17 protein-coding genes and 1 pseudogene are annotated in these 24,821 nt (G+C 36.4%); 16 read left to right on the forward strand and 2 right to left on the reverse strand.

Features of this window, described 5'->3' with window-relative positions:
- Positions 1-6 precede the first annotated feature (6 nt).
- The 3 genes from JCM12304_RS14845 (at position 7) to parC (ending at position 5,205) form a co-directional block, all read left to right on the forward strand.
- Positions 7-426, forward strand: a complete 420-nt coding sequence (locus tag JCM12304_RS14845; RefSeq protein WP_019378467.1) for a CoA-binding protein — start codon at positions 7-9, stop codon at positions 424-426.
- A 342-nt stretch (positions 427-768) separates the two neighbouring features.
- Positions 769-2,727 (forward strand): DNA topoisomerase IV subunit B, encoded by a 1,959-nt coding sequence (parE, locus tag JCM12304_RS14850; RefSeq protein WP_060681244.1) that lies wholly within the window; start codon positions 769-771, stop codon positions 2,725-2,727.
- A 27-nt stretch (positions 2,728-2,754) separates the two neighbouring features.
- Entirely contained in the window at positions 2,755-5,205 is a 2,451-nt protein-coding gene (gene parC / locus JCM12304_RS14855) for a DNA topoisomerase IV subunit A (RefSeq protein WP_060681246.1), read from the forward strand.
- A gap of 387 nt (positions 5,206-5,592) precedes the next feature.
- On the opposite strand, the gene JCM12304_RS19765 is transcribed toward parC, so the two are convergent.
- The gene (locus JCM12304_RS19765) at positions 5,593-5,751 is read right to left on the reverse strand and encodes a hypothetical protein (protein WP_218185790.1); all 159 of its coding nucleotides are present in this window, start codon (positions 5,749-5,751) and stop codon (positions 5,593-5,595) included.
- A 371-nt stretch (positions 5,752-6,122) separates the two neighbouring features.
- Between JCM12304_RS19765 and JCM12304_RS14860 the strand changes: the two genes are divergently transcribed.
- The 13 genes and pseudogenes from JCM12304_RS14860 (at position 6,123) to cysK (ending at position 22,468) form a co-directional block, all read left to right on the forward strand.
- A complete protein-coding gene (locus JCM12304_RS14860; protein ID WP_501981723.1) occupies positions 6,123-6,713 on the forward strand; it encodes a TetR/AcrR family transcriptional regulator in 591 nt (196 codons plus the stop codon).
- Positions 6,714-6,779: 66 nt separating this feature from the next.
- Positions 6,780-7,922, forward strand: a complete 1,143-nt coding sequence (locus JCM12304_RS14865; protein ID WP_060681250.1) for an acyl-CoA dehydrogenase family protein — start codon at positions 6,780-6,782, stop codon at positions 7,920-7,922.
- A 24-nt stretch (positions 7,923-7,946) separates the two neighbouring features.
- A complete protein-coding gene (locus tag JCM12304_RS14870) occupies positions 7,947-9,578 on the forward strand; it encodes an AMP-binding protein (RefSeq protein WP_060681251.1) in 1,632 nt (543 codons plus the stop codon).
- Between the two features lie 15 nt (positions 9,579-9,593).
- Positions 9,594-10,949: an acetyl-CoA carboxylase biotin carboxylase subunit gene (locus tag JCM12304_RS14875; RefSeq protein WP_060681253.1), complete on the forward strand. Its 1,356-nt coding sequence runs from the start codon at positions 9,594-9,596 to the stop codon at positions 10,947-10,949.
- Between the two features lie 13 nt (positions 10,950-10,962).
- Positions 10,963-11,172: an acetyl-CoA carboxylase biotin carboxyl carrier protein subunit gene (locus tag JCM12304_RS14880; RefSeq protein ID WP_172675299.1), complete on the forward strand. Its 210-nt coding sequence runs from the start codon at positions 10,963-10,965 to the stop codon at positions 11,170-11,172.
- 47 nt (positions 11,173-11,219) lie between these two features.
- Positions 11,220-12,002, forward strand: a complete 783-nt coding sequence (locus JCM12304_RS14885; RefSeq protein WP_060681257.1) for an enoyl-CoA hydratase — start codon at positions 11,220-11,222, stop codon at positions 12,000-12,002.
- 15 nt (positions 12,003-12,017) lie between these two features.
- Positions 12,018-13,546: pseudogene (locus JCM12304_RS14890) on the forward strand (acyl-CoA carboxylase subunit beta).
- A 387-nt stretch (positions 13,547-13,933) separates the two neighbouring features.
- Positions 13,934-14,401, forward strand: coding sequence for a flavin reductase family protein (locus JCM12304_RS14895; protein ID WP_060681289.1), 468 nt, complete (start codon positions 13,934-13,936; stop codon positions 14,399-14,401).
- A gap of 274 nt (positions 14,402-14,675) precedes the next feature.
- Entirely contained in the window at positions 14,676-16,145 is a 1,470-nt protein-coding gene (locus tag JCM12304_RS14900) for a dynamin family protein (RefSeq protein ID WP_060681259.1), read from the forward strand.
- Positions 16,146-16,233: 88 nt separating this feature from the next.
- Entirely contained in the window at positions 16,234-18,342 is a 2,109-nt protein-coding gene (locus JCM12304_RS14905; protein ID WP_218185791.1) for a dynamin family protein, read from the forward strand.
- A complete protein-coding gene (locus tag JCM12304_RS14910; protein ID WP_077358161.1) occupies positions 18,329-19,192 on the forward strand; it encodes a 5'-3' exonuclease in 864 nt (287 codons plus the stop codon). Before JCM12304_RS14905 ends, JCM12304_RS14910 begins: the two co-directional genes overlap by 14 nt.
- Positions 19,193-19,570: 378 nt before the next feature.
- Positions 19,571-21,082 (forward strand): FAD-dependent oxidoreductase, encoded by a 1,512-nt coding sequence (locus JCM12304_RS14915; protein WP_082388056.1) that lies wholly within the window; start codon positions 19,571-19,573, stop codon positions 21,080-21,082.
- A 468-nt stretch (positions 21,083-21,550) separates the two neighbouring features.
- Positions 21,551-22,468: a cysteine synthase A gene (cysK, locus tag JCM12304_RS14920; protein WP_060681267.1), complete on the forward strand. Its 918-nt coding sequence runs from the start codon at positions 21,551-21,553 to the stop codon at positions 22,466-22,468.
- Between the two features lie 700 nt (positions 22,469-23,168).
- Here cysK and JCM12304_RS14930 read toward each other — a convergent pair.
- Positions 23,169-24,698: an FAD-dependent oxidoreductase gene (locus JCM12304_RS14930; protein WP_060681269.1), complete on the reverse strand. Its 1,530-nt coding sequence runs from the start codon at positions 24,696-24,698 to the stop codon at positions 23,169-23,171.
- Positions 24,699-24,821: the final 123 nt, after the last annotated feature.

Below are 24,821 nucleotides of genomic sequence, written 5' to 3' on the forward strand. Positions count from 1 at the left end.
CATATTATGAGTTGGGAGAATCCTTCCAGGGAAACGATAAAAGAAATTCTGGAAACAGCAAAAACAATTGCAGTTGTTGGTTTGTCAGATAATCCGGGTAGAACATCCTACCAGATTTCTAAGATCATGCAAGAAGAAGGTTATCGAGTTATTCCAGTAAATCCTACTGTAGACGAAGTATTGGGGGAAAAGGCATATTCTTCTTTAACAGATATTCCTGAAAAAGTGGATATCATTAATGTTTTTAGAAGACCAGAATTTTTACCTGGTATTGCGAAAGAAGCAGCTAATATAGATTGTCGTGTATTTTGGGCACAGCAGGGAATTGTAAACGAGGAAGCATATGATTATTTGACAGAAAGAGATTTTACGGTAATCATGGATATGTGTATAAAAGTATTACATGCTGTATTAGTAGGAAAATAAAAGTTTTTGGGGTGACATTAATGTCATCCCTTTATTATTCTTCCAAAACTAACCAGTAGAACTTATGGAGAATATGTATTTTTGGCTTAAACTCATCCTGTTCTAATTTGTTCTATTCACTTTTATAGAAAGCGGAATTTAATTTTATAAGAGAATTCATTGCTTTTTCCTTCTATACAAGCCATTTTCATGTATAGTATACTTAATAGCATGCCTGTAATGAAGCTTAGTGATAATCAATCATATTTACAAACGCAAACATTTGTTCTATTATGTTATAAACAAGAAAATTATTATTGAAATGATGGACCCCTGCTTAAATAAAAAGGAGTAGATGATATCTTGGCAAAGAAACCAGTTAGTTATAATGATGAGTCTATCCAAGTACTTGAGGGTTTAGAAGCAGTTCGAAAAAGACCCGGTATGTATATTGGAAGCACGGACATGCGCGGATTGCATCATTTAGTATTCGAGATCGTGGACAATGCGGTCGATGAGGCATTGGCAGGATATGGCAATGTTATAAAAGTTACTGTACATAAGGATAATAGTATCTCAGTAGAAGATAATGGCCGTGGAATTCCAACAGGTATGCATAGCACAGGAAAACCGACAACAGAGGTTATATTTACCATTTTGCATGCTGGTGGAAAGTTTGGACAAGGTGGTTACAAGACCAGTGGTGGGCTACATGGAGTTGGCGCTTCTGTAGTAAATGCATTATCCGAATGGTTAGAGGTAACTATTCATAGGGATGGTAATACTTATTTTCAGCGATTTGAAAATGGAGGAAAGCCAGTAAGTTCCTTAGAAAAAAAAGGAAGTACAAGAAAGAAAGGTACTACAATTCATTTTAAACCTGATCCAGCAATATTTTCTGCCACTGTGTATGACTTCGAAACCTTATCAGAGCGACTGCGTGAGGCTGCATTTTTACTTAAAGGCCTTCATATTGAATTAAATGATTTACGACATGAAATGCATGTATCATACGAATTCCCTGATGGATTAGAGTCCTTTGTAAATTACTTGAATGAAGAAAAAGATGATTTACATCCCGTTGTCTCTTTCGAGGGTGAAGCCCAAGGGATAGAAGTTGATTTTGCATTTCAGTTTAATGACGGATATGCAGAAAGTATGCTCTCTTTTGTGAATCATGTACGTACAAGAGATGGCGGAACTCATGAATCAGGTGCTCGTACAGCAATAACAAGGACATTTAACGATTACGCCAGGAGAGCAAATTTACTAAAAGAAAAAGAAAAAAACCTGGAAGGAACAGATATAAGGGAGGGGCTTACTGCTATTGTCTCTGTCCGTGTTCCCGAAGAAAGCCTGCAATTTGAAGGCCAAACAAAAGGAAAACTGGGGACGACCGAAGCACGCTCAGCAGTAGATGGAGTAGTGTCCGAAAAGCTATCCTATTTCCTGGAGGAAAATCCCGAGATAGCAGGACTTTTAATTAAAAAATCCATAAAAGCTAAAGAGGCACGTGAAGCGGCAAGAAAGGCACGTGAAGAAGCTAGAACCGGAAAAAAGAAGCGCAGAAAAGATACCATGCTAAGTGGAAAACTAACCCCTGCACAATCAAAAAACCCTAAGAAAAATGAACTTTACTTAGTTGAGGGTGATTCTGCTGGTGGTTCCGCAAAACAAGGGAGAGACAGGAAGTTTCAGGCTGTGTTACCTTTACGGGGAAAAGTTATCAATACAGAAAAGGCTAAGCTGCAGGATGTATTTAAAAATGAAGAGATTTCAACTATCATTCACACGATCGGCGCAGGTGTCGGTGGTGATTTTGATTTGGAAGATGCACAATATGATAAAATTATTATTATGACAGACGCAGATACGGATGGAGCACATATTCAAGTACTGTTATTAACATTCTTTTATCGATATATGCGTCCATTAGTTGAGAATGGTAAAATATATATTGCCTTGCCTCCGCTTTATAAAATCTCCAAGGGAAAAGGAAAGAAAGAACAAATTAAATATGCTTGGGAAGAAGAAGAAATGAAAAAAGCGCTTAAAGAATTTAAAAGCGGATATGTTATTCAACGATATAAAGGTCTTGGTGAGATGAATGCAGATCAATTGTGGGAAACGACAATGAACCCTGAAACACGTACGTTAATCCGTGTAACATTAGAAGACCTAGCTAGGGCCGAACGAAGGGTAACTACATTGATGGGCGATAAAGTAGAGCCGAGAAGAAAATGGATCGAAGGTAATGTTGCTTTTGGTTTGGAAGACGACGCAAATATTTTGGATAATGATAAAATTCATACAGAAATATAATACGTATAATAGTAAGGGGGGGTTGGTTTGTCACAACCAGAAACATTTTTAGACCTTCCACTAGAAGAAGTTATTGGTGACAGATTTGGAAGGTATAGTAAATATATAATTCAAGATCGTGCGCTGCCAGATGCTCGTGATGGGCTAAAACCGGTGCAACGCCGTATTTTGTATGCAATGCATGAAGAAAGAAATACACACGATAAAAATTTTCGTAAGTCTGCAAAAACAGTTGGAACAGTAATAGGTAATTACCATCCACATGGAGACTCCTCCGTGTATGAGGCAATGGTTCGTCTTAGTCAAGACTGGAAGATGAGGAATCTCTTAATTGAAATGCACGGAAATAACGGTAGTATTGACGGTGATCCGCCTGCAGCTATGCGTTATACGGAGGCCAGACTTTCAAGTATCGCTTCCGAACTTTTACGGGACATTGATAAAGAAACTGTTGATTTCATTCCAAACTTTGATGATACGGATGCAGAACCAGTAGTTCTCCCTGCTAAATTTCCTAATTTGCTTGTCAATGGTTCCACAGGTATTTCAGCAGGCTATGCAACAGATATTCCTCCACATAATCTTGGTGAGGTTATAGATGCTGTCATTATGAAGATCGATAAACCTGAAGCAACAGTAGACCAATTAATGAAAGTTATCAGTGGACCAGACTTTCCTACTGGTGGAATTATTCAAGGTGTTGAAGGCATCAAAAAAGCTTATGAAACAGGTAGAGGTAAGATAATAGTTCGAGGCAAAACAAAAGTTGAGGATGTTCGTGGAAATCGACAGCAAATCATTATAGATGAAATTCCATTTGAAGTGAACAAAGCAAATATGGTTAAGAAAATTGATGAATTGCGTATTGACCGAAAAGTGGAAGGGATTGCTGAAGTACGTGACGAAACGGACCGTACTGGTTTACGCATTGTGATTGAGTTGAAAAAAGATGCAAACAGTGCAGGTATACTGAATTATCTATTTAAAAATACAGATCTTCAGGTTACATACCATTTTAATATGGTAGCCATTCAGGACAAAACACCGAAGCTATTATCATTACCTAACATTTTGGATGCGTATATACTTCATCAGAAAGAAGTAGTCACAAGGCAAATTAACTTTGACTTGAGGAAAGCTAAAGACCGTGCCCACATTGTAGAAGGCTTAATTAAAGCTATTTCTATATTAGATGAATTGATTGCTACTATTCGCTCATCAAAGGATAAACAAGATGCAAAGAAACAAATTATAGCGAAATATGACTTTACAGAAGCGCAGGCTGAAGCTATAGTTATGCTTCAATTATATCGCTTAACGAATACAGATATAACCTCACTTGAGAAAGAAGCAGACGAGCTTAGAAAAAAGATAGCTGAATACGAATCCATGCTACAAAGTGAGAATAAACTATTTCAATCAATTAAGAAGGATCTAAGACAGCTAAAGAAACAGTATTCAGATAGAAGACGTACTGTAATAGAAGAGCAGATCGAGGAACTAAAAATAAATATTGAGGTCATGGTAGCAAGTGAGGACGTGCTAGTGTCAACTACCAGAGACGGCTATATTAAAAGGACAAGTCTTCGTTCATATGCTGCTTCCAATGGGGAAGATTTTGCCATGAAAGATGAAGATCATCTCGTAGGTTTGATAGAAATGAACACAACAGATAAAATCCTGCTCTTTACAAATAAAGGTAAATATCTTTCTATACCAGTTCATGAACTTCCAGACATTAGATGGAAAGATATAGGCCAACATGTTTCAAATATCGCTTCTATTGATCAAGATGAACGTATTATTCAGTGTCTTCCGGTGAGAGACTTTGAAAAGGATAATTATCTTGTTTTCTTTACTAGAAATGGAATGGTAAAACGTAGTGAATTACAACTGTATGATGCTCAAAGATATTCAAAAGCGTTAATTGCTCTAAACGTAAGAAAGAATGATGAAGTAGTGCAGGTTTGCAGAACGAATGGTCATGCAGATATATTTGTAGCATCCGATAAGGGCTATGGGCTTTGGTATCATGAGGAGGAAATATCTGTAGTCGGTCAGCGGGCTGCAGGAGTAAAAGCAATACAACTAAGAGACAATGAAAAAGTAATAAGTGGGCAGGTTTTTGATGATTTATCTGAACCATCGCTTGTATTAATAACTCAACGAGGGGCTTGCAAGCGAATGAATTTGAAAGATTTTGAGAAAACAAGTCGTGCTAAACGAGGCCTCGTAATGCTACGCGAATTAAAAAACAAACCACATTCCCTTGTAGGCCTATTAGTTGTAGATGATAATGACTCATTATGTTTCCAAACGGAAAACGGAGAAAAACATACTGTTTTTCCATTGGAGCTACCGTTAAGTGATCGATATAGTAATGGATCATTTGTTATAGATACTGACCAGCATGGAGAAGTAAAGGAAGTATGGAAAAAAGCTAACTATTACAAACCATTTGAAGAATTAAATAATTAAAGATTGTTGCTACCTACAACCATAAAACCGAACTGATTCGAATTCTAATTTAAATAGATTCGAACAAGTTCGGTTTTTATTTAAAGTAAGACTATTTTTGATTATAATATATTGGGGTTATTTAATGATTCGGAAAATTTATAAACTGCGAACTAACTTGATTAGGATTTTAAATTAGCTTTTTGTGCAGGAAAGCTCGCTGAAATAATGAATCTGGTTACACCACCGCTACGGAAAATACTGGGCTTAATTTTACTTTTTCAGCAATTATGGCTTTAGCATTAAGTGGAAAAAGCTTGCTTAACATCTTCAAGTACAAGTGAAAAGCCTACTCGGCATTTAAAATTTTAAAGCAGATATAAATTGATTGGAGTGAAAGGGGGCGATCTAAGAACGCCACGTCCTGGGACTGCGTTTCCTCGTCCCACCGAAAACATTTGTGGCAACGATTGCATGACCAACGTCCTGTTGGCCCGTGACTCCTACCGGAATAGCATGAGTTGAAGACCCTGGACGTAGCGTAGCGGAGGAAGCGGCTGAAGCCATGCCGGTGGAAAGCGTCCCCCTGCAGCGGAAATCAATGGGTCCTTCCGCTTCCTTAAAATAAGATATACTTTAGTTCGTAGTTTCCTCCTACTATGAATGTAAGAGATAACGTTTGTACCTTAACATTTGCAAAAGAACTTAAAAAACTATTGCATTATCAAGTTAGGTTCTTTGTTAGTGAACCCAAGTCCGGCTCCTCAGCCTAATCTAATGATTTGTATACGAAAGAGACTGTCTCCTAAGCTTTAAATTAAAAGGATAGCAAAGCAATTAACTTTTCTTGTTATAAAACTTTATGTATTCAGAAAAATATGGTAAACTTTTTATAATGCGTAAAAGGAGGGATTAGAACGGAATTACGTCAAAAAATTATCCAGTCTGCTTTACTTTTATTCGAAAAACAAGGCTACCATGGTGTCACCGTAAATCAAATTGTGGAAGATGTTGGCACATCAAAAGGTGGATTTTATCATCATTTTAAAACAAAAGATGAACTACTATATGTTATTCACGACACATTCATATCTTATGCTTTGGAGAAGGCAGCAAAAGCGAATGACATGCATGAATCACCAACCAAGAAGCTCCAAGCCATTATCCATGACTTTGTAAAAGTATTTGACATTTACAAACCACATATCTCTGTTTTTTATCAGGAAAATATTTATCTGAATGAAAAATATGAAGTATTAATAAAAAAGAAAAGAGATCAATTTAAAAACATTATTATGAAAGCGCTTTACGAAGGTAAGGAACAAGGAGAATTCAGATCAGATCTTCAGGTTGATATTACTGGAATGGCAATATTAGGAATGGTCAATTGGACATATAAATGGTATCACCAAGGTGGATTTAGAACCATTGATGACATAAGTAATATATTTGTTGATTTAATTCTACATGCCGTATTGGAATCTGAAACTATTACAAGTGGCAAATACAAGGAATTGTTAATGAAATAATCCGCATGAGTAAGCTAAATTTTTAACCAAAACAGACCAACTAGTCGGTCTAATAGGAGGCTTGACATGAATTTTGAGTTAACAAAAGAACAGGCAATGATTAAAAAGATGGTTCGTGACTTTGCTGAAGAAGTTATTCGTCCAAGAGCAATTGAGATTGATACGAAAGCAGAATTTCCAAAAGATATATTTGATCAATTAGGCGAGCTTGGGTTAATGGGAATACCTTTTCCGGGGGAATATGGTGGATCTGGTGGGGATACGTTATCGTATGCGCTTGCTGTAGAAGAAATAGGCAGGGTATGCGGAAGCACCGGTTTAAGCTATGCGGCTGCAGTATCGCTTGGTGCCAGTCCAATTTATTACTTTGGCACAGAAGAGCAAAAAAAAGAGTTTTTAACCCCTTTAGCAGAGGGCAAAGCGCTAGGAGCTTTTGGATTAACAGAGCCGAATGCCGGTTCAGATGCAGGGGGAACGAAGACTACTGCAGTGGAGGATGGAGATGACTATGTAATCAATGGCGAGAAATGTTTTATTACTAATGCCAGCTTTGCAAAGACTGTGATTGTTACAGCTGTAACAGGAAAAAACGAAAAAGGTAAAAATATTATATCGGCGATTATCGTTCCTACAGATTGTGAAGGGATAAAGATTACAAGTAATTACGATAAAATGGGCGTAAGGGGTTCAGACACAGCAGAAATTGTCTTAACAAATGTACGTGTGCCTAAAAAGAATTTATTAGGGGATCCTGAAAAAGGTTTTAAGCAATTTCTTCATACACTTGATGGAGGACGTATTTCTATTGCAGCTTTAGGCCTTGGTATCGCTCAAGGATCATTGGATAAAGCATTGACCTATGCAAAGGAACGTAAGCAATTCGGAAAACCAGTTTCCAGCTTTCAAGCTATACAATTTAAACTTGCAGATATGTCAATGGAGGTTGAACTGGCAAGGAATATGGTACATAAAGCAGCATGGCTGAAGGATAATCATAAACCCTTTAGCAAAGAGGCAGCATATGCAAAACTTTATGCTACAGAAACAGCCTTCAGATCAGCGAATCAAGCGATACAAATACATGGAGGCTATGGCTACATGAGAGAATATGAGGTTGAAAGGTATTTGCGGGATGCCAAACTATTGGAAATCGGGGAAGGTACTTCAGAAGTTCAAAGATTAGTTATTGCTAGACAGCTAGGGTGTTAGAATAACTATGGAAGGAGTAAATTCATGTCTCTAAGAAAAATAACCGTTGGTGAATTATTAGAAGAACAAGTGAATTTGTATCCAGACCAGGAAGCAGTGATCTATCCAGAACTAAATATGAGAAAAACATATAGTGAATTTAATGAGATGGTTGATAAAGCTGCAAAAGGATTGATGGCTCTCGGTATCAAAAAGGGTGAACATGTTGCTATATGGTCTGATAATAAACCTGAATGGCTTACTTCCCAATTTGCAACAGGTAAAATGGGTGCTGTACTTGTAACCGTTAACACAAACTATCAAGCAAAAGAGCTGGAATATCTCTTAAAACAATCTGATGCTACGACTTTAATTATGGCAGAGAGTTACAAGGGAACATCTTATATTGACATCTTAAAGAAGGTTTGCCCTGAATTCTCTACAGCAGAAAAAGGAAATTTACATTCCAAAAAGCTTCCGCGGCTAAAAAATATCATTATTATTGGTGAGACTACTTTTTCATTCGCTTATAACTGGGATGAAGTTTTACGGAATGCAGATAAAATTACCGACGAAGAACTCAACCTTAGACAATCTTCTTTGAATCATGACGAAGTAATCAATATGCAATATACATCTGGCACCACAGGATTTCCAAAAGGCGTAATGCTGAAACATTATAATATCGTTAATAATGGTAACCAGATTGCAGATTGTATGAAGCTAACAAATATAGACAGATTATGTATTCCCGTCCCATTTTTTCACTGCTTTGGCTGTGTACTTGGGGTACTGGCTGCAGTGTCGAAGGGTGCAACCATGGTAATTCTCGAGCAATTTGATGCTGAAAAGGTACTCCAAGCTGTAGATAATGAAAAATGTACTGCCCTTCATGGTGTACCGACAATGTTTATTGCAGAATTGAATCATCCAAGTTTCAACACTTACGATCTAACTCATTTACGTACAGGTATCATGGCTGGCTCAACTTGTCCAATGGAAGTGATGACAAAGGTTATGAATGAAATGGGTGCAAAAGAAATTACGATTGCTTATGGGCAAACGGAGTCATCACCGGTAATAACCCAAACCAGAGCAGATGATCCCATTGAGCTGAAGGTAGGCTCAGTAGGTAAACCACATCCTAATGTCGAGGTTAGAGTTGTTATACCTGGAACGAAGCAAGAGCAGGAAACGGGCGTACCAGGTGAATTGTTGACAAGAGGCTATCATGTTATGAAAGGTTATTATAATAATCTTTCTGCAACAAAAGAAGCAATTGATGATGAAGGGTGGCTTCATACGGGGGATCTCGCCGTATTGTATGATAATGGTTATTTGGAGATCACAGGGCGCATGAAGGATATGATTATTCGGGGAGGAGAAAATGTTTATCCCCGTGAGATCGAAGAATTTCTGTATCAGCATCCAGCTATTCTTGATGTTCAGGTAACCGGTATTCCTGATGAGAAATATGGGGAAGAAATAGTGGCCTGGGTCATTCTAAAGAAAGGCATAACTACCACCGTTCAAGATATTAAGTCATTTTGCAAAGGAAATATCTCTCATCATAAAATACCGAAGTATATTCAATTTGTGAATGAATATCCAATGACTGCTAGTGGGAAGATCCAAAAATTTAAATTAAAAGAACTAGCTGTTAAACAATTTCAGTAATAGGAGAGAGAGCGTATGATTAAAAAAGTTTTAATAGCAAATCGTGGTGAAATAGCTGCACGTATCATTCGTAGTTGTAAGAAATTAGATATTTTAACAGTAGCTGTATACTCTGAAGCTGATCAAAAAGCTCCATATGTCTCCATGGCTGATGAGAGCTATTTAATTGGACCCCCTAGGGTAAATGAGAGTTACTTAAATACGGAAAGAATATTTTCTATTGCCAAAGAAGCAAAAGTGGATGCAATACATCCAGGCTACGGCTTTTTAAGTGAAAATGGAGACTTTGCGGAAGCTTGTAATAAGGAAGGAATAATATTTATTGGTCCTTCTAGTCAAATTATAAAGCAAATGGGAGACAAAATTGCTGCACGTAAAGAAATGCAGAAGGCTGGTGTTCCGGTTGTCCCTGGCACCAGTGAGGCCGTGCCATCTGTTGAAGAAGCACTGGAAGTTGCAGGGCAAATTGGTTATCCGATTATGCTTAAGGCAACAGCCGGAGGTGGTGGGATTGGAATGCAGGTTGTGCGTTCTGATAAAGAGTTAACAAAAGCATTTGAAAGTAATTCCAAGCGAGCACTAACTTTCTTTGGTAACGGGGCAATGTTTATGGAAAAGAAAATCGAGAATGCCAGGCACATAGAAATTCAGGTTTTAGCAGATCATCATGGAAACGTTGTCCACCTTTTTGAGAGAGATTGTTCCATTCAACGAAGGAACCAAAAAGTGATTGAGGAAGCCCCTTCTACATTTATCTCTGAGAGAACGAGGGAAGAAATGGGAAGTGCTGCAGTAAAGGCAGCAAAAACATTAGGCTATACAAATGCGGGTACAATAGAATTTCTTGTGGATCAAAATGAAAATTTTTACTTTTTGGAGATGAACACCAGAATTCAAGTGGAACACCCGATAACGGAGGAAATTACAGGGACAGATATTGTGGAAGCACAGTTTGCCATTGCGAATAATGAAAGACTTAACATAGAACAACATGAGTTAGAAATAGATGGACACGCTATAGAGGTGCGTATCTATGCAGAAGACCCTGTTTCATTTTTTCCATCACCTGGCCATATATCAAAACTGGAGTTACCAAAAGGAGAATCAGTGCGAAACGAAATCGCAGTAACAAGCGAGTACGATGTAACTCCATTTTATGATCCAATGATTGGAAAGTTAATAGTAAAAGGGAATACTAGAGATGATGCTATTGATTTATTAAAACAAGCTTTGCTTGACTATAAAGTGGAAGGAATTAAGACAAATATACCAATGCTACTTAACATCGTAGATAGTGAACCTTTCAAAAAAGGCAAAACCACAACAGCGTTTGTTGAGGAACACTATTTACCATCATTGACCAAAAACTAAGGAGGAATTAATTATGGAATTAACTGCAAATATGGCTGGTAACGTATGGAAAATTGTTGTAGCGGAAGGGGATAAAGTAGAAGAGGATCAAGACGTTGTTATTCTTGAATCTATGAAGATGGAAATTCCTATAGCTACTGAAGAGGCAGGTACCATAAAAGAGCTGAAAGTTGCGGAAGGTGACTTTGTAAATGAAGGGGACGTACTGGCAATTATAGAATAATCTCTATGATTCTCTCTTCATATATAGATTCTGATAAGGAGGCAGTTATGAAGGAACTCATTTCATTAGAGGTGGTTGATCAACATATCGCCGTATTAACCCTTAACCGACCTCAAGCAGCAAACGCATTATCGAAAGATTTACTTGACCAGTTAAATCATGTTATAGACAAATTAAATAACAACCCGGATATTTACTGTACCATTATAACAGGTGCTGGTGAAAAAGCTTTTTGCGCTGGTGCTGATTTAAAGGAACGTAAGGGGATGACAGATTCGGAGGTTATTGAAGCTGTCAGTTATATAGGCTCAACGATCCAATCTGTTGAAAAAATGAAAAATCCAGTGATTGCAGCCATAAATGGTGTTGCATTTGGGGGTGGTCTGGAGCTTGCATTAGCATGTGACCTTCGGATATCAGCTTCTCATGCAAAGATGGGACTTACAGAAACATCGCTGGCAATCATACCAGGAGCTGGTGGTACCCAGCGATTACCTCGTCTAATTGGAGTCGGCCAGGCAAAGCGGTTAATCTATACTGCCAAGCCTGTAACCGGTGATGAAGCGCTTTCTATCGGGTTGGTAGAACAGCTTTCAGATAAAGAAAAATTATTGGAGGATGCATTGGAGATCGCTAAAAAAATTGCCCGAAATGGACCTGTTGCCCTGCGCCAGGCTAAAACAGCGATTAATCATGGAATGCAAACCGACATAAATACAGGGCTACTCATCGAGCATCTTGCTTATAAGGAAACAATTCCGACTAGAGATAGGTTAGAAGGGTTAGAAGCCTTTCAACAAAAGAGGAAACCATTGTATAAAGGGGTATAATTCAGGAGGTATTGTATGTCGTATATAGAAGTATTACAAAATAAAATCGAAAATATAGAGAAAGGCGGTCATGAAAAGTATCATCAGAAGAACGAAGAAAAAGGTAAATTATTTGTTCGAAAAAGATTAGAATTGTTATTTGACGAAGGCTTAAATGTTGAAGATGCTTTCTTCGCTAATTGTATGGATGGATCTTTACCAGCGGATGGAGTTGTAACCGGTATTGGGAAAATTCATGGTCAGGATGTCTGTGTTATGGCAAATGATTCTACAATAAAAGCCGGCTCCTGGGGGAAACGAACAGTAGAGAAAATCATCCGCATTCAAGAAACAGCCGAAAAAATGGAAATACCAATGCTTTACTTGGTGGACTCAGCCGGTGCGAGAATCACAGATCAAATAGAGATGTTCCCAGGCAGACGTGGAGCAGGGAAAATTTTCCACAACCAAATCAAATTATCTGGACGTATTCCACAAGTTTGTTTGTTGTTCGGTCCATCTGCTGCTGGCGGAGCTTACATTCCTGCATTTAGTGATATAGTTATTATGGTGGATGGTAATGCATCTATGTATTTGGGATCCCCACGAATGGCCGAGAAAGTAATCGGTGAAAAAGTTAGTTTGGAAGAAATGGGCGGAGCAAAAATGCATTGTTCTGTTTCTGGCGTTGGTGATGTATTAGTTAAAACGGAAGAAGATGCGATTGCATATGCAAAAAACTATTTAAGTTATTTTCCAAAGAATTTTAGACACAAGCCAGCCCAAATCGAACCTAAAAAAGAGCAAACGATAGAAAAGTCCATTAAAGATATCATTCCTGAGAATCAAAATGCCCCGTTTAATATGCATGATCTTATTAAAAAAATAATTGATGAGGGAAGCTTTTGTGAGATTAAGAAGAAATTCGCACCTGAATTAATCACTGGTTTAGCTAGAGTAGATGGGAAATCTGTAGGCATTATTGCAAACCAGCCACGGATGAAGGGCGGAGTTCTTTTCCCTGATTCGGCCGATAAATCTGCTAAATTTGTACAGTTATGTGACGCCTTTAATATCCCTCTACTCTTTCTCGTCGATGTACCTGGATTTATGATTGGAACAAAGGTGGAAAGAGCTGGATAATTCGACATGGAGCTAAAATGCTCGCAACTATGAGTGAGGCTACAGTACCCAAAATATCGGTAATTGTAAGAAAAGCTTATGGCGCTGGATTGTACGCAATGGCCGGACCAGCGTTTGAGCCAGATTGTTGTATTGCTCTACCGACCGCACAAATTGCAGTTATGGGGCCTGAAGCAGCTGTCAACGCAGTATATGCTAATAAAATTGCCGAACTGCCTGAAGATGAAAGACCAGCCTTTATTAAAGAGAAACAGGATGAATACAAAGAAAACATCGATATTTACAGGCTTGCATCTGAGATGGTTGTTGATGCAGTGATTGATCCGAATCGTTTAAGAGAGGAATTAATCCAACGTTTTTCTATTTATGATGCAAAAAATGTTAGCTTTACGGATCGAAAGCATGGTGTATATCCTGTTTAAAAATAAGATTTATTGAAATAATAAATTGCAAAAAAATAGCTGAAATTAAATAATCCAGCTTAGGCAGGTAACCGATCGTAGAAGTAATGCATAGAATAACTATTAAAGGAAACGTAACCGGAGAGTTATTTCTTCGTTCGTGAAAAGTCTTTTCGCATATTATAATAAATTATATTCTTTGACCAATCTAGCCGAACTAGTTCGAAATATTTCTATACAAATTTCGAATAATGTTCGGTTTTTACTGTGTGCGAACGTTTGTTTGGTCATGCATTATTTTAGTAGACCGTAATTATATTATGTAAACTGAAAGGCAGTTTTATTCAATTTTTGCTTAAATAATGATACGCTGAACTATAAGCAATAAAAGGAAAGTGGGGAATGATTATGGATAGTCGTACATTTCGTGATGTTATGGGAAAGTTTGCAACTGGGATTACAGTGGTGGCAACCGATTTTGAGAATGATATTAAGGCAATGACTGTTAATGCTTTCATGTCTGTCTCTTTAGATCCTAAACTAATTGCTATATCAATTGATGAAAAGGCAAGTATGTATACAATTTTACAAGAAACAGAACAGTTTGGTTTAAGTATACTATCAGAGGAACAAAAAGAATTATCCATGATATTTGCAAAGCAGATGGAGAAAGATAGAGAAATCAAATTTTCTCAACAAAATGGTGTACCGGTCATTAAAGATTCCATTGCAACGTTGTCTTGCCAAATAAAAGAAAAAGCTCTCGCGGGGGATCACATGATTTTTATTGCGGAGGTTACAGAAATAGATAAGAAAGATGGAAATCCAATTCTCTTTTATGGAGGACAGTATCGCAATCTTGATAATGATGCTTAAACTTCTTCTCCCTAAACCAGCTGTATTTTGGCTGGTTTTTTTAATACTTCAATTTACCTGCAGTTGCATATAATTTTGTTTAAGGCGATTAATTCGAGTAGCAGGAACTTAAACTATCTTCTCTGTAAGGGACTTTTCTTTCTGATATAAAAACCAAAATACGATCCAGTAGCCGTCCAAAGAACTATATGTACTTATTGGCTTTTCATAAACAAGGTAGCAAAACTGCTATTTATTCCGTATAATAGACGCTAGATGATACAGAGGAAGGGACATGAATGTTGTGTTTTTAAAAGAAAAAATAGATAGAGAGATAAAGCTTCATCATTTGGCAGCTCTATATAGATTAATGATAAATAATGAAGATGAACTTAATGCTAAAAAAATCTTAGATTTATATGAAAAACAACAAAAAGAAGAGATCATGATTAGTTTTGCTGGACATTTTTCTGCTGGAAAATCCTCTATGATTAACGCACTTCTTGATGACGATATACTACCTAAGAGTCCAATTCCAACAAGTGCTAACATCGTAAGAATAACATCAGGAGGCGGTTATGCGAGGGTTTATTTTCGTCATGAGCAACCGATACAGTATACAGAACCTTATGACATTGATCGTATCAAAGCTTACTCCAAGGATAAGAAAGCTATTAAACAGATTGATATTAGTACGTCTAAAAAAACCATTCCCCCGGGCTGTTATATAATCGATACACCAGGTATAGATGCTGCTGATGATGCGGATCGGATTATGACAGAGGGTTCTTTACATTTGGTTGATATTGTTTTCTATGTAATGGATTATAATCATGTGCAATCTGAAGTCAATTTGGAATTCTTAAAAGGACTCCAGGATAAGTCTATACCTTATTACGTTATCGTTAATCAGATCGACAAACACGATGAGCAAGAGTTAACATTTAAAGCTTTTCAACAAAGTATTGAACAAACATTTAAGCAATGGGGTGTTACACCAGAGAAAATCTTCTTTTCCTCTTTAACAGATTCAAATGCAGAACATAATCAATTTGAGGCTATAAAGAATAAACTATTTGCTTTTTTAAATGGAAAACGTAGAGATATTTATACTATTGGACCTTCAGTTAAGCAGATAATGGCAGGACATAAACGGTTTCTTGAAGAAAAATATGAAGAAATGGAAATCGAAATATCTGATGGCGAGGCTAACTCGGCACCAGACACTAACCATATAGAAGAACTCAATTACCAGCTTTCTGCCCTTTTGAAGGAACCCGCGGAGGTAGAAGAGCAGTTTATTGAAGAATTGAATCAAACATTAAAGAATGCTTATTTGATGCCAGCAGATCTTAGGGATATTGCAGAGGCGTTTTTGCATTCCAGGCAACCAGATTTTAAAGTCGGTTTTCTAAGTAGTAAACGAAAAACAGATGAAGCTAGAAAGAATAGAATGGAAAACTTTCTAACTGCCCTTCAGAAGAACACGGAAACAGCGATTGAATGGAAATTACGTGATAAATTCACCAATTTATTGAAGGTAAACAAGCTTTCCAACACTTCATTACAGCAAATGGTTCAAAAGCTAGGGATCTCTTTAACTGAAGATAGTATAATTGGAAAACTAAAACCTGGGGCAAAGGTAAATGGTGAATATGTGTTGAACTACACCAATGAAGTAGCAAACGAAATAAAAAGCAGATACAAGAAGAGAAGCACTCCATCTTATTGGGAGAATAAAAGAGCGGCAGGTATCTGCAAATGAACAAAAAATAGCGGAAATTGAAAAGAAGCTAAATGAGCTTAAAAAAGCACATTTACAACATTTAAGAGTAGAAAACCTGCGAAATAATTTGTATGAAAAGTTGGACCAATTAGAGAAACAACTTATGTTAAATGAGGTGGAAGAAGCAACGTGGGAGCAAATTAAGAAAGCTGTTGAAGATTCCAACGTTACAATTAAAATGGCAGAGGAGAATTCCCTCGGCTTTGAGTCAACTGGAGAGAATGACAAGGTTGGAGTTGTACCCACAGAGTTAAACAAACAACATAAAGCAATGACAACAGAAAAAATTATAGATAATGTGGAGAAGGTAATTCAAACAATTAAGGATTCTCCTGGTTTTCAAGGTATAGTAGAAGATTTACAACGAAAGAAGGAAAAGCTGGAAGATCAGTCTTACACGATAGCTTTATTTGGAGCCTTTAGTGCAGGGAAGTCTTCATTTGCTAATGCCCTTCTAGGCGAGGGAGTCTTACCTGTTTCACCTAATCCAACAACAGCTACGGTAAATCGGATAAATCCGGTTTGTGAAAAATATCCGCATGGATCTGTAGTCATTACAGTTAAGAATGAAGAAACGTTAAAAAATGATGTAAAACTGATCACCAAAAATGTGTCCTCTAAAGAAGGGGATTTTCAGGAATTACTGGAGTGGATTAAACAGGATAATATCCAACACCATGAAAAACTCGGTAATTTATATCAATCCTATTTGCGCGCTATGTTAGCGGGATATGAAGATATTAAAGAATATATTGGATCCACTTTAACAGTTCCAATCAATGAGTTTGCCACCTATGTGGCGGATGAAGCAAAAGCTAGCTTTATAGAGTCGATTGATCTTTATTATGATTGCTCTTTGACACAACAAGGGATCACACTTGTAGATACTCCTGGTGCAGATTCGGTAAACGCTCGGCATACGAATGTAGCTTTTGATTATATCAAATATGCCGATGCAATTTTATACGTAACTTATTATAATCACGCATTGGCTAGAGCGGATAAAGACTTCTTAACACAACTAGGGAGAGTTAAAGACACTTTTCAATTAGATAAGATGTTCTTCATTGTAAATGCAGCAGACCTTGCAGAAAACCAAACAGAAATCAATATGGTAACGAACTATGTTAAAGAACAATTAGTTCAACTTGGAATTAGAATTCCAAGACTTTATCCTGTGTCCAGTAAATTGGCTTTAAGGGAAAAACAAAATAAATCCCAACTCAATGAAGACATGCAATTCTTTGAGAATGAATTTTATCAGTTTATTCATCAAGACTTATCAGCATTAACAGCTCAATCAGCTATCTGGGATATGAAACGGGCTTATACGAATATGGCGCATTACAAAGAGTCTGTTAATATGGATCAACAATCAAAAGAATCATTTAGATTGCAATTGCAAGATAAACAGAAAACAGTTACGAAAATAATAGACAAAACAGATACAACTATTCAGGAAGATCAACTTATCCAAAAAATTGAAAAACAACTCCATTACGTATTGGAAAGGACTTCGATTCAATTCCATGATCTATTCAAGGAAACATTTAACCCAACGACAATTACTGAATCTGGTAAGGATGCCAAAGTCCAGCTATGGAAAAGTTTAGAGCAGTTAATTGGTTATGTTGGCCATGAATTACTTCAAGAATTGCGGGCGGTTTCTTTGCGTGTGGAAGCGATGGAAAATAATTTGGCTAAAGAAATGTATGATGATTTAATAAAAACCAGTAATTCAATAGATGATACATTAACCTTTCCTAAATACGAAGCTGCAGATTTAGCTACTCCGGTATTTTCTATTGCTTTCGAGTCAGTTGATTTGCAGCAATTTGATAAAGCTTTATCAATGTTCAAAAACACGAAGACATTCTTTGCACAGAATGAAAAAGAAAAGATGAAAGATAAAATTTATGAACAATTAGAGCCACTGATCAGTAGTTATTTAAGCGAGAATAAGTCATTGATGACCCGGGATTATTTAAGCCAATGGAAGGAATTAGTTACTATAATAAAGCGTGAGATGAAGGAACAGCTTCAGCAGCATACAAATAGTTACTTGGAAATGATGTCTTCTCATGTAAATATCGAAGTCATCAATCAAAAACTATCAACTTTAACTGTAATCTTAACCAATCATGATATAAGGATGGATGAAAATGAACAAAAATAATATATTATTAGTTGATGGGATGGCTCTTCTGTTCCGCGGTTTTTTTGCGACTGCATTTAGGGGGAACTTTATGATGACAAGTAAAGGCATTCCTACAAATGGAGTATATCAGTTCTTGAGATATTTTCTGGATGCGGTCCAAACATTTGAACCAACACATGTTATTTGTTGTTGGGATATGGGAAGCAAAACCTTTAGAAGTGAACTTTACAATGAATATAAAGCAAACAGGGGAGAACCACCTGTAGAATTAATTCCTCAATTTGAGCTTGTAAAAGAAGTAACAGAGGCATTTAACATGCCTAATATCGGTATCACTAATTATGAAGCAGATGATTGCATTGGTACTTTGGCAAAAGCTTATTCAGAAGAAAATCAGGTAATAATTCTTACAGGAGACCAAGATATTCTTCAACTTGTTGATGAGGGAATAAGTGTTGCTATTATGAGGAAAGGCCAGGGTAATTATGAAATTTTTGACGTGAATAATTTTTACGATAAAAAGGGCATCCATCCTAATCAAATTGTTGACCTTAAGGGTTTAATGGGCGATTCCTCTGATAATTACCCTGGAGTGAAAGGAATTGGCGAAAAGACTGCCTTAAAATTAATTAAAGAACATGGTACTATTGATGCAATATTGGCTAATATAGAACAATTGCCTAAAGGTATACGAGCTAAAATAAGTGATAACCTGGATATGCTCCATCTATCTAGAGAACTGGCAGAAATCAAATGCGATGTGCCAGTTCGTTGTGAAATAGAAGATGCACTTTGGAAATATGATAGGAATATAATTGAAAAGAAATTCAGTGAATTAGAATTTAAAAATCTGGCAAAATTAATATGAGATACGTTAATCTGACATATCTCTTTATATTAGTTTAAGATTATATTTTGTAGTTTAATGAAACCTCTTGTGAACTTAGTTCATAAGAGGTTTTTTATATACCCCTATTAAAAGGTTAAATTTCACAACGATTCCCTTTGTATTAACAGTAACTTCAATCAGAACACCAGGTATGTACATATACCCCTATGTGTATGCAGATATAATTGAGGGGTATCCTTGAGTGGGTGAGGGGTATCGAAGTCCGGGCTGAAAATGAAGGAAATTTATTCGGTTGAATGACTGTACAGATCTAAAGTTTTCATATTTTCGTTTAGGCAGGTTGGTTTTAGGTTATTAAATTAACAGGAAGATTTTAGACTTAGGGAGGCTATTAAAGTGAGTACAAAATTACAAAAAGAAGTAGTATCTTACTGGCGTGAAACAGGAAAAGCTAAAAGCTATGAAAAATTACAAGAAAATATAAAGGTTGATATTGCAATCGTCGGTGGAGGGATTGCTGGTACACTTACGGCCTATAATTTGGCAAAGGAAGGGAAAAAAGTAGCTCTATTGGAAGCTCGCGACTTATTTAGTGGAACGACGGGTTATACAACGGCTAAACTTACAGCACAACACAATTTAATTTATGATGAATTAATTAATCGATATGGTCAGGAAGCAGCTAAATTGTATTATCAAGCAAATATGGAAGGGATTGCTACAATAAAAGAATTAGCAAAGGAAAATAATATCGATTGTGAGTTGGAAGAAAAGGATGCTTTTGTATTTACAGAAAAAGCAAAGCATCGTGATGCAATACAAAAAGAAGCAAAGGCTTATGAAAAGTTAGGTATAGAGGGCGAGTTTATTGAGAGTCTCCCATTAAACTTAGATATAGAAGTTGCTATTATGATGCGAAATCAAGCTCAATTTCATCCGGTTAAATTTTTACAGTCAATGGTTGAACTTATCAAGCAATATGAAGGGGAAGTATTTGAAAACACACGGGTGATGGATATAAAAGAAGAAAAAAAAGGAGTTATTTGTAAAACAGATTCAAGTTATACTGTAACTGCGAAAGAAGTTGTTGTTGCAACACATTTCCCTGTATACGAAACAGATGAGAAATTTTATTCAAATAACTTATCTACGGAAAGTTCATACGCACTAGCTATAAAATCTAATCAAGAATTTCCGGATGGGATGTATATTAACACTGATCTACCTAAGAGAACAATGAGAGGGATATTCAACGAGAAAGAAAATTATATCCTTGTAGGAGGAGAAAGCCACCCAACTGGAGATGGTAAATCATCTGAAGAACGCTACAATGAATTAGTAAGATTCGCAGAAAAACATTTTGGTGACATAGAAGTTGTGAATCATTGGTCTTCTCATGATTACATTTCCTCCGATCGGATTCCTTTTGTAGGTAAATTACATGAAGATTTAACCCATATGTATACCTTGACTGGGTTTTCAAAGTGGGGATTAGCAGCATCAGTAACCGGCGCAAAGGTTATAGCTGATTTGATTCTAGATAGAGAAAATCCTTATCAAGAGTTATTCTCCCCTCAAAGGAATATGGCAGCCATTAAGGAAGAAGGAGCAGAGGAAAAGAATCCAATTGATCAATATAAGGATGCTAGCCAAGCAAAGACCTATGAGGAACTTGGAAAAGGGGAAGGTTCCATCGTAGAAATGGATGGGAAAAATGTTGGAGCATATAGAGATAATGAAGGGAAAATTCATTTGCTTGATACATCTTGTACCCACTTAGGTTGTGACGTAGCTTGGAACGATGGCGATCATACATGGGACTGTCCTTGTCATGGATCTAGATTTTCTGCTACAGGAGAAGTTGTAGAAGGTCCCGCTGTGGAAGATTTGAAAAAAATTAATAAATAAGAAAAGCGCAAGCGTCTTGCGTAATTATTAAAAGGAACCTGGGGTAATCAGGTTTCTTTTAATATACAATACTATTTATTGTTCTCATTCTTAGTATGACGGCGGATATTACGGTTGTTATTATAAGTGTTTTCTAAATTATACTTATCAAAGAACTCGTTTGCGAACTCTACATTATCTATATTATGATTGTTAGCATTGTTATTTCCTCTATGGTTTCGCTGATTCTTTCCCATTGTAAGTTCTCCTTTATAAACATTTTTATTAATAAAAATATAGTTTGCATTCATTTACAAATATTTTAAACGCTTAGATTAAAAACATACATTTTTTAATTTTTTTGTTATATTACGTACCCTAAACGTAAGCAATAAAAATTGAACTCCAGAAAACAAGATGATAAAATTAAGTTTAGTAAATAACTCGGATTTATTAGTGGAAGTTTAAAGGGAAAAGAAGGTGGTTATCATGAAGGTCGTAGACAATATATCTGAACTTATTGGAGAAACACCGCTCGTAAAATTAAATAAAATTATACCTGAAGATGCAGCAGAGGTTTATGTGAAATTAGAAATGTTTAATCCTAGCAAGAGCGTAAAAGACAGGGCTGCCTATAACATGATAAAAGTAGCTGAGGAAAAAGGGTTACTTAAACCAGGTGCGACAATTATTGAGCCAACAAGTGGAAATACAGGTATTGGTCTTGCTATGAATGCAGCAGCAAAAGGATATAATGCCATAATGATCATGCCCGATAATAGTACAGAAGAGAGAAGGAATATCTTACGTGCATATGGAGCAGAAGTAGTGCTTACTCCAAGCAAAGAAAAGATGCCGGGAGCGATTAAAAAGGCGTTGGAATTACAAAAGGCAATTCCAGGCAGCTTTATCCCGCAACAATTTGAAAATACAGCAAACCCGGATATCCATCGAACGACTACTGCAGTTGAAATATATGAACAAACCGAAGGAAACTTGGATGCATTTGTTTGTACAGCTGGTACGGGAGGCACAGTAACAGGTACTGGGGAAGCTTTAAAAGAGAAGTTACCGGACTTGCACATTGCTGTGGTTGAGCCAAAGGGATCACCTGTTCTGTCTGGTGGTAAACCTGGCAGTCATAAGTTAGTTGGAACAAGTCCTGGTTTTATTCCGGAAATATTAAACACATCAGTATACGATGAAATTATTCAAATTAGTGATGAAGAAGCCATTACCATGTTTAGAAAAGTAGTACAAACCGAAGGGATTTTTGTAGGGCCATCAGCGGCGGCTGCTATATATGCTGCAATTAATATTGCCAAAAAATTAGGCAAAGGAAAACGCGTTGTTTGTATAGCTCCAGATACCGGAGAACGATATTTAAGCATGGATTTGTTTAGTTAGAAGTATTAAATAAAACCCAATCTTACCGTTAGATTGGGTTTTATTATTGGCAGGATAAGATTTTTACGCTCACCAAGTAAGAAGCGGAAGAGAACTTAAGCTTAATTTAAAAATGATAGTAATACTTTAAATGTTAATAAGCTAATGACTAGTACAATTGCATTTAGTAAATGATTTCTTGAAATTTTTTCGCTTTCTGTTCTGGAAGCTATTATATTGGCTAGTAATATAGTACTGCAAGAAAATAATAATATCAACATCACAGGCTTAATAATAATAGCTAAAAAAGGGATCATCATATTATTTGAGTCCAAATAAAAATAGGTTGAAATTAAAATTACGCTTATGGCTGCTAAAATAAGAGTTAGCCACCTTGCAGTGGAATATTTCATATATTTTCACCTTCTTTACGATAATTTACTATTAGTACGAATCATAAATGAAAGTGTTTCAAAATGTTGGAGAAGGTGGAAGTTTTTATAGCGTATTCTCGGGGGAGTTAGAGACATTGTTCAAGAAGGGAAGGAATCAAGAAATAATTATTACTTCTTCTAGTTTACATAATATATATTATCGGAAGTTAGTGCAAAACTTATAAATGTTGTCTCATAATAAAAGTATACTTAAGATAGTGAGATGAAACTAAAATTTACTATCTTAAGTATTATATTATTTACTAGTTTATTGTTGATCGTTGTTATTAGCTATGGTCTTCAATTTTCTTTAACGGTTTTTTTGCTGGACCTTCAATGACATCTCCTGTATATGAAAATCTCGAACCATGACAAGGACAATCCCAAGTGCGGTCTCCTGAGTTCCATTCAACCTCACAGCCTAAATGTGTACAAGTTGTATCAACCATATGGAGCTCATTTTCTTTATCTTTATATACACCTGTACGATTTCCTTTTATTCTTGCTACCATAGCATTATCCGGCTCTAACTTGCTTACATCCGACTTTGTATATTCCAATTTGCCTTTTACTAAATGTTTTGCAACGTCTGTATTCATTTTAATGAATTTTCTCACAGATGGATCAGCTTGAAATCTTGACGGTGAAAACAATTCACTATACACGTTTTCTTTGTTCAATATTTGATCGCATATAATTTTCCCTGAGATGGTACCATTAGTCATTCCCCATTTTCTGAAACCGGTTGCTATAAAGACTGCATCTTCATTTTTGGTTATCCTTCCTATATATGGAACTTTATCCAAAGTGGTTAAGTCTTGAGCTGACCATCTGTAAAGATAATCTTTAACAGTAAAATGATTTTCAGCAAAGTTGTACAGAGCTTTGTAGTGTTCCATTGTAGGGATCCCCTGCCCTGTTTTGTGATTTTCTCCACCTATCAACCATAATTTCTTGCCATTATGTTCAGTCGCACGAATTGATCTTGTTGGGGATTCTGCATTGATATACATTCCACCAGGAAAATTATGATCTGCTTTTATAGCAATCAAATACGATCTTTCGGGGTACATTCTGCTAAAATAGAAACTCTCCTTATCATAAAATGGGAAATGCGATGCTGCTATCACATATCTGCATGTTACCCGATTGCCATCACGCATAACAATAGAAGGATGTTTATTATATTCAATGTCTACAGCAGTTGTGTTTTCGTAAAATTTAACCCCATTTTTGACACATTCTTTTACTAAAGCTTTTAAATATTTGATAGGATGGAATTGTGCCTGCTCTTTCATAATCAGAGCAGCTTTGACTGGAAGATCTAAAGGAATACTATTTGTAAGTTCTCCGGAAATGCTTAGTTGGTCATACGCTTTCTTTTCTAGTTCCAATTGTTTTATAAAATTATCCTCATTTGTATATATATAGGCATCTTCTTTTTGGAAATCACAATTTATGCCTAATTCTTTAACTGTCGTTTCAATGAATTGCTTGGCCTCTTCAGCAGCTTGATAATATAGAGTAGCCTTCTCTACACCAAAATGATTAATTAATTCATCATAAACTAGCCCATGTTGAGCTGTGATTTTTGCTGTAGTATGGCCTGTAGTTCCATTAACTAATACACCAGCATCTACTAAAGTTACCTGCAACCCCTGTCTAGAGAGTAAGTAAGCAGAAGTTATTCCTGTGATCCCCCCTCCCACGATGCCGACGTCTGTTTTTACGGATTCATTTAATTTATCAAAAGAGGGAATTTTACTATTTTCTCTCCAATAAGGTTCTGGGAATTGAGGAATCGATGAATTTTCCATTATGTAACATCTCCTTCGTATATTATTACCTTTAATTTCTCCCTGTAAATTACAAATATACGTATTCCTTCTTGGTTAAAATGATTTTAGTCAAAGAAAAAGTTCGGGAAATCAACTCCCGAA

Origin of the sequence: Virgibacillus halodenitrificans JCM 12304 (assembly GCF_001310895.1) — a bacterium.
In the GTDB taxonomy this organism is placed as follows: Bacteria; Bacillota; Bacilli; order Bacillales; family Amphibacillaceae; genus Virgibacillus_Q; species Virgibacillus_Q halodenitrificans.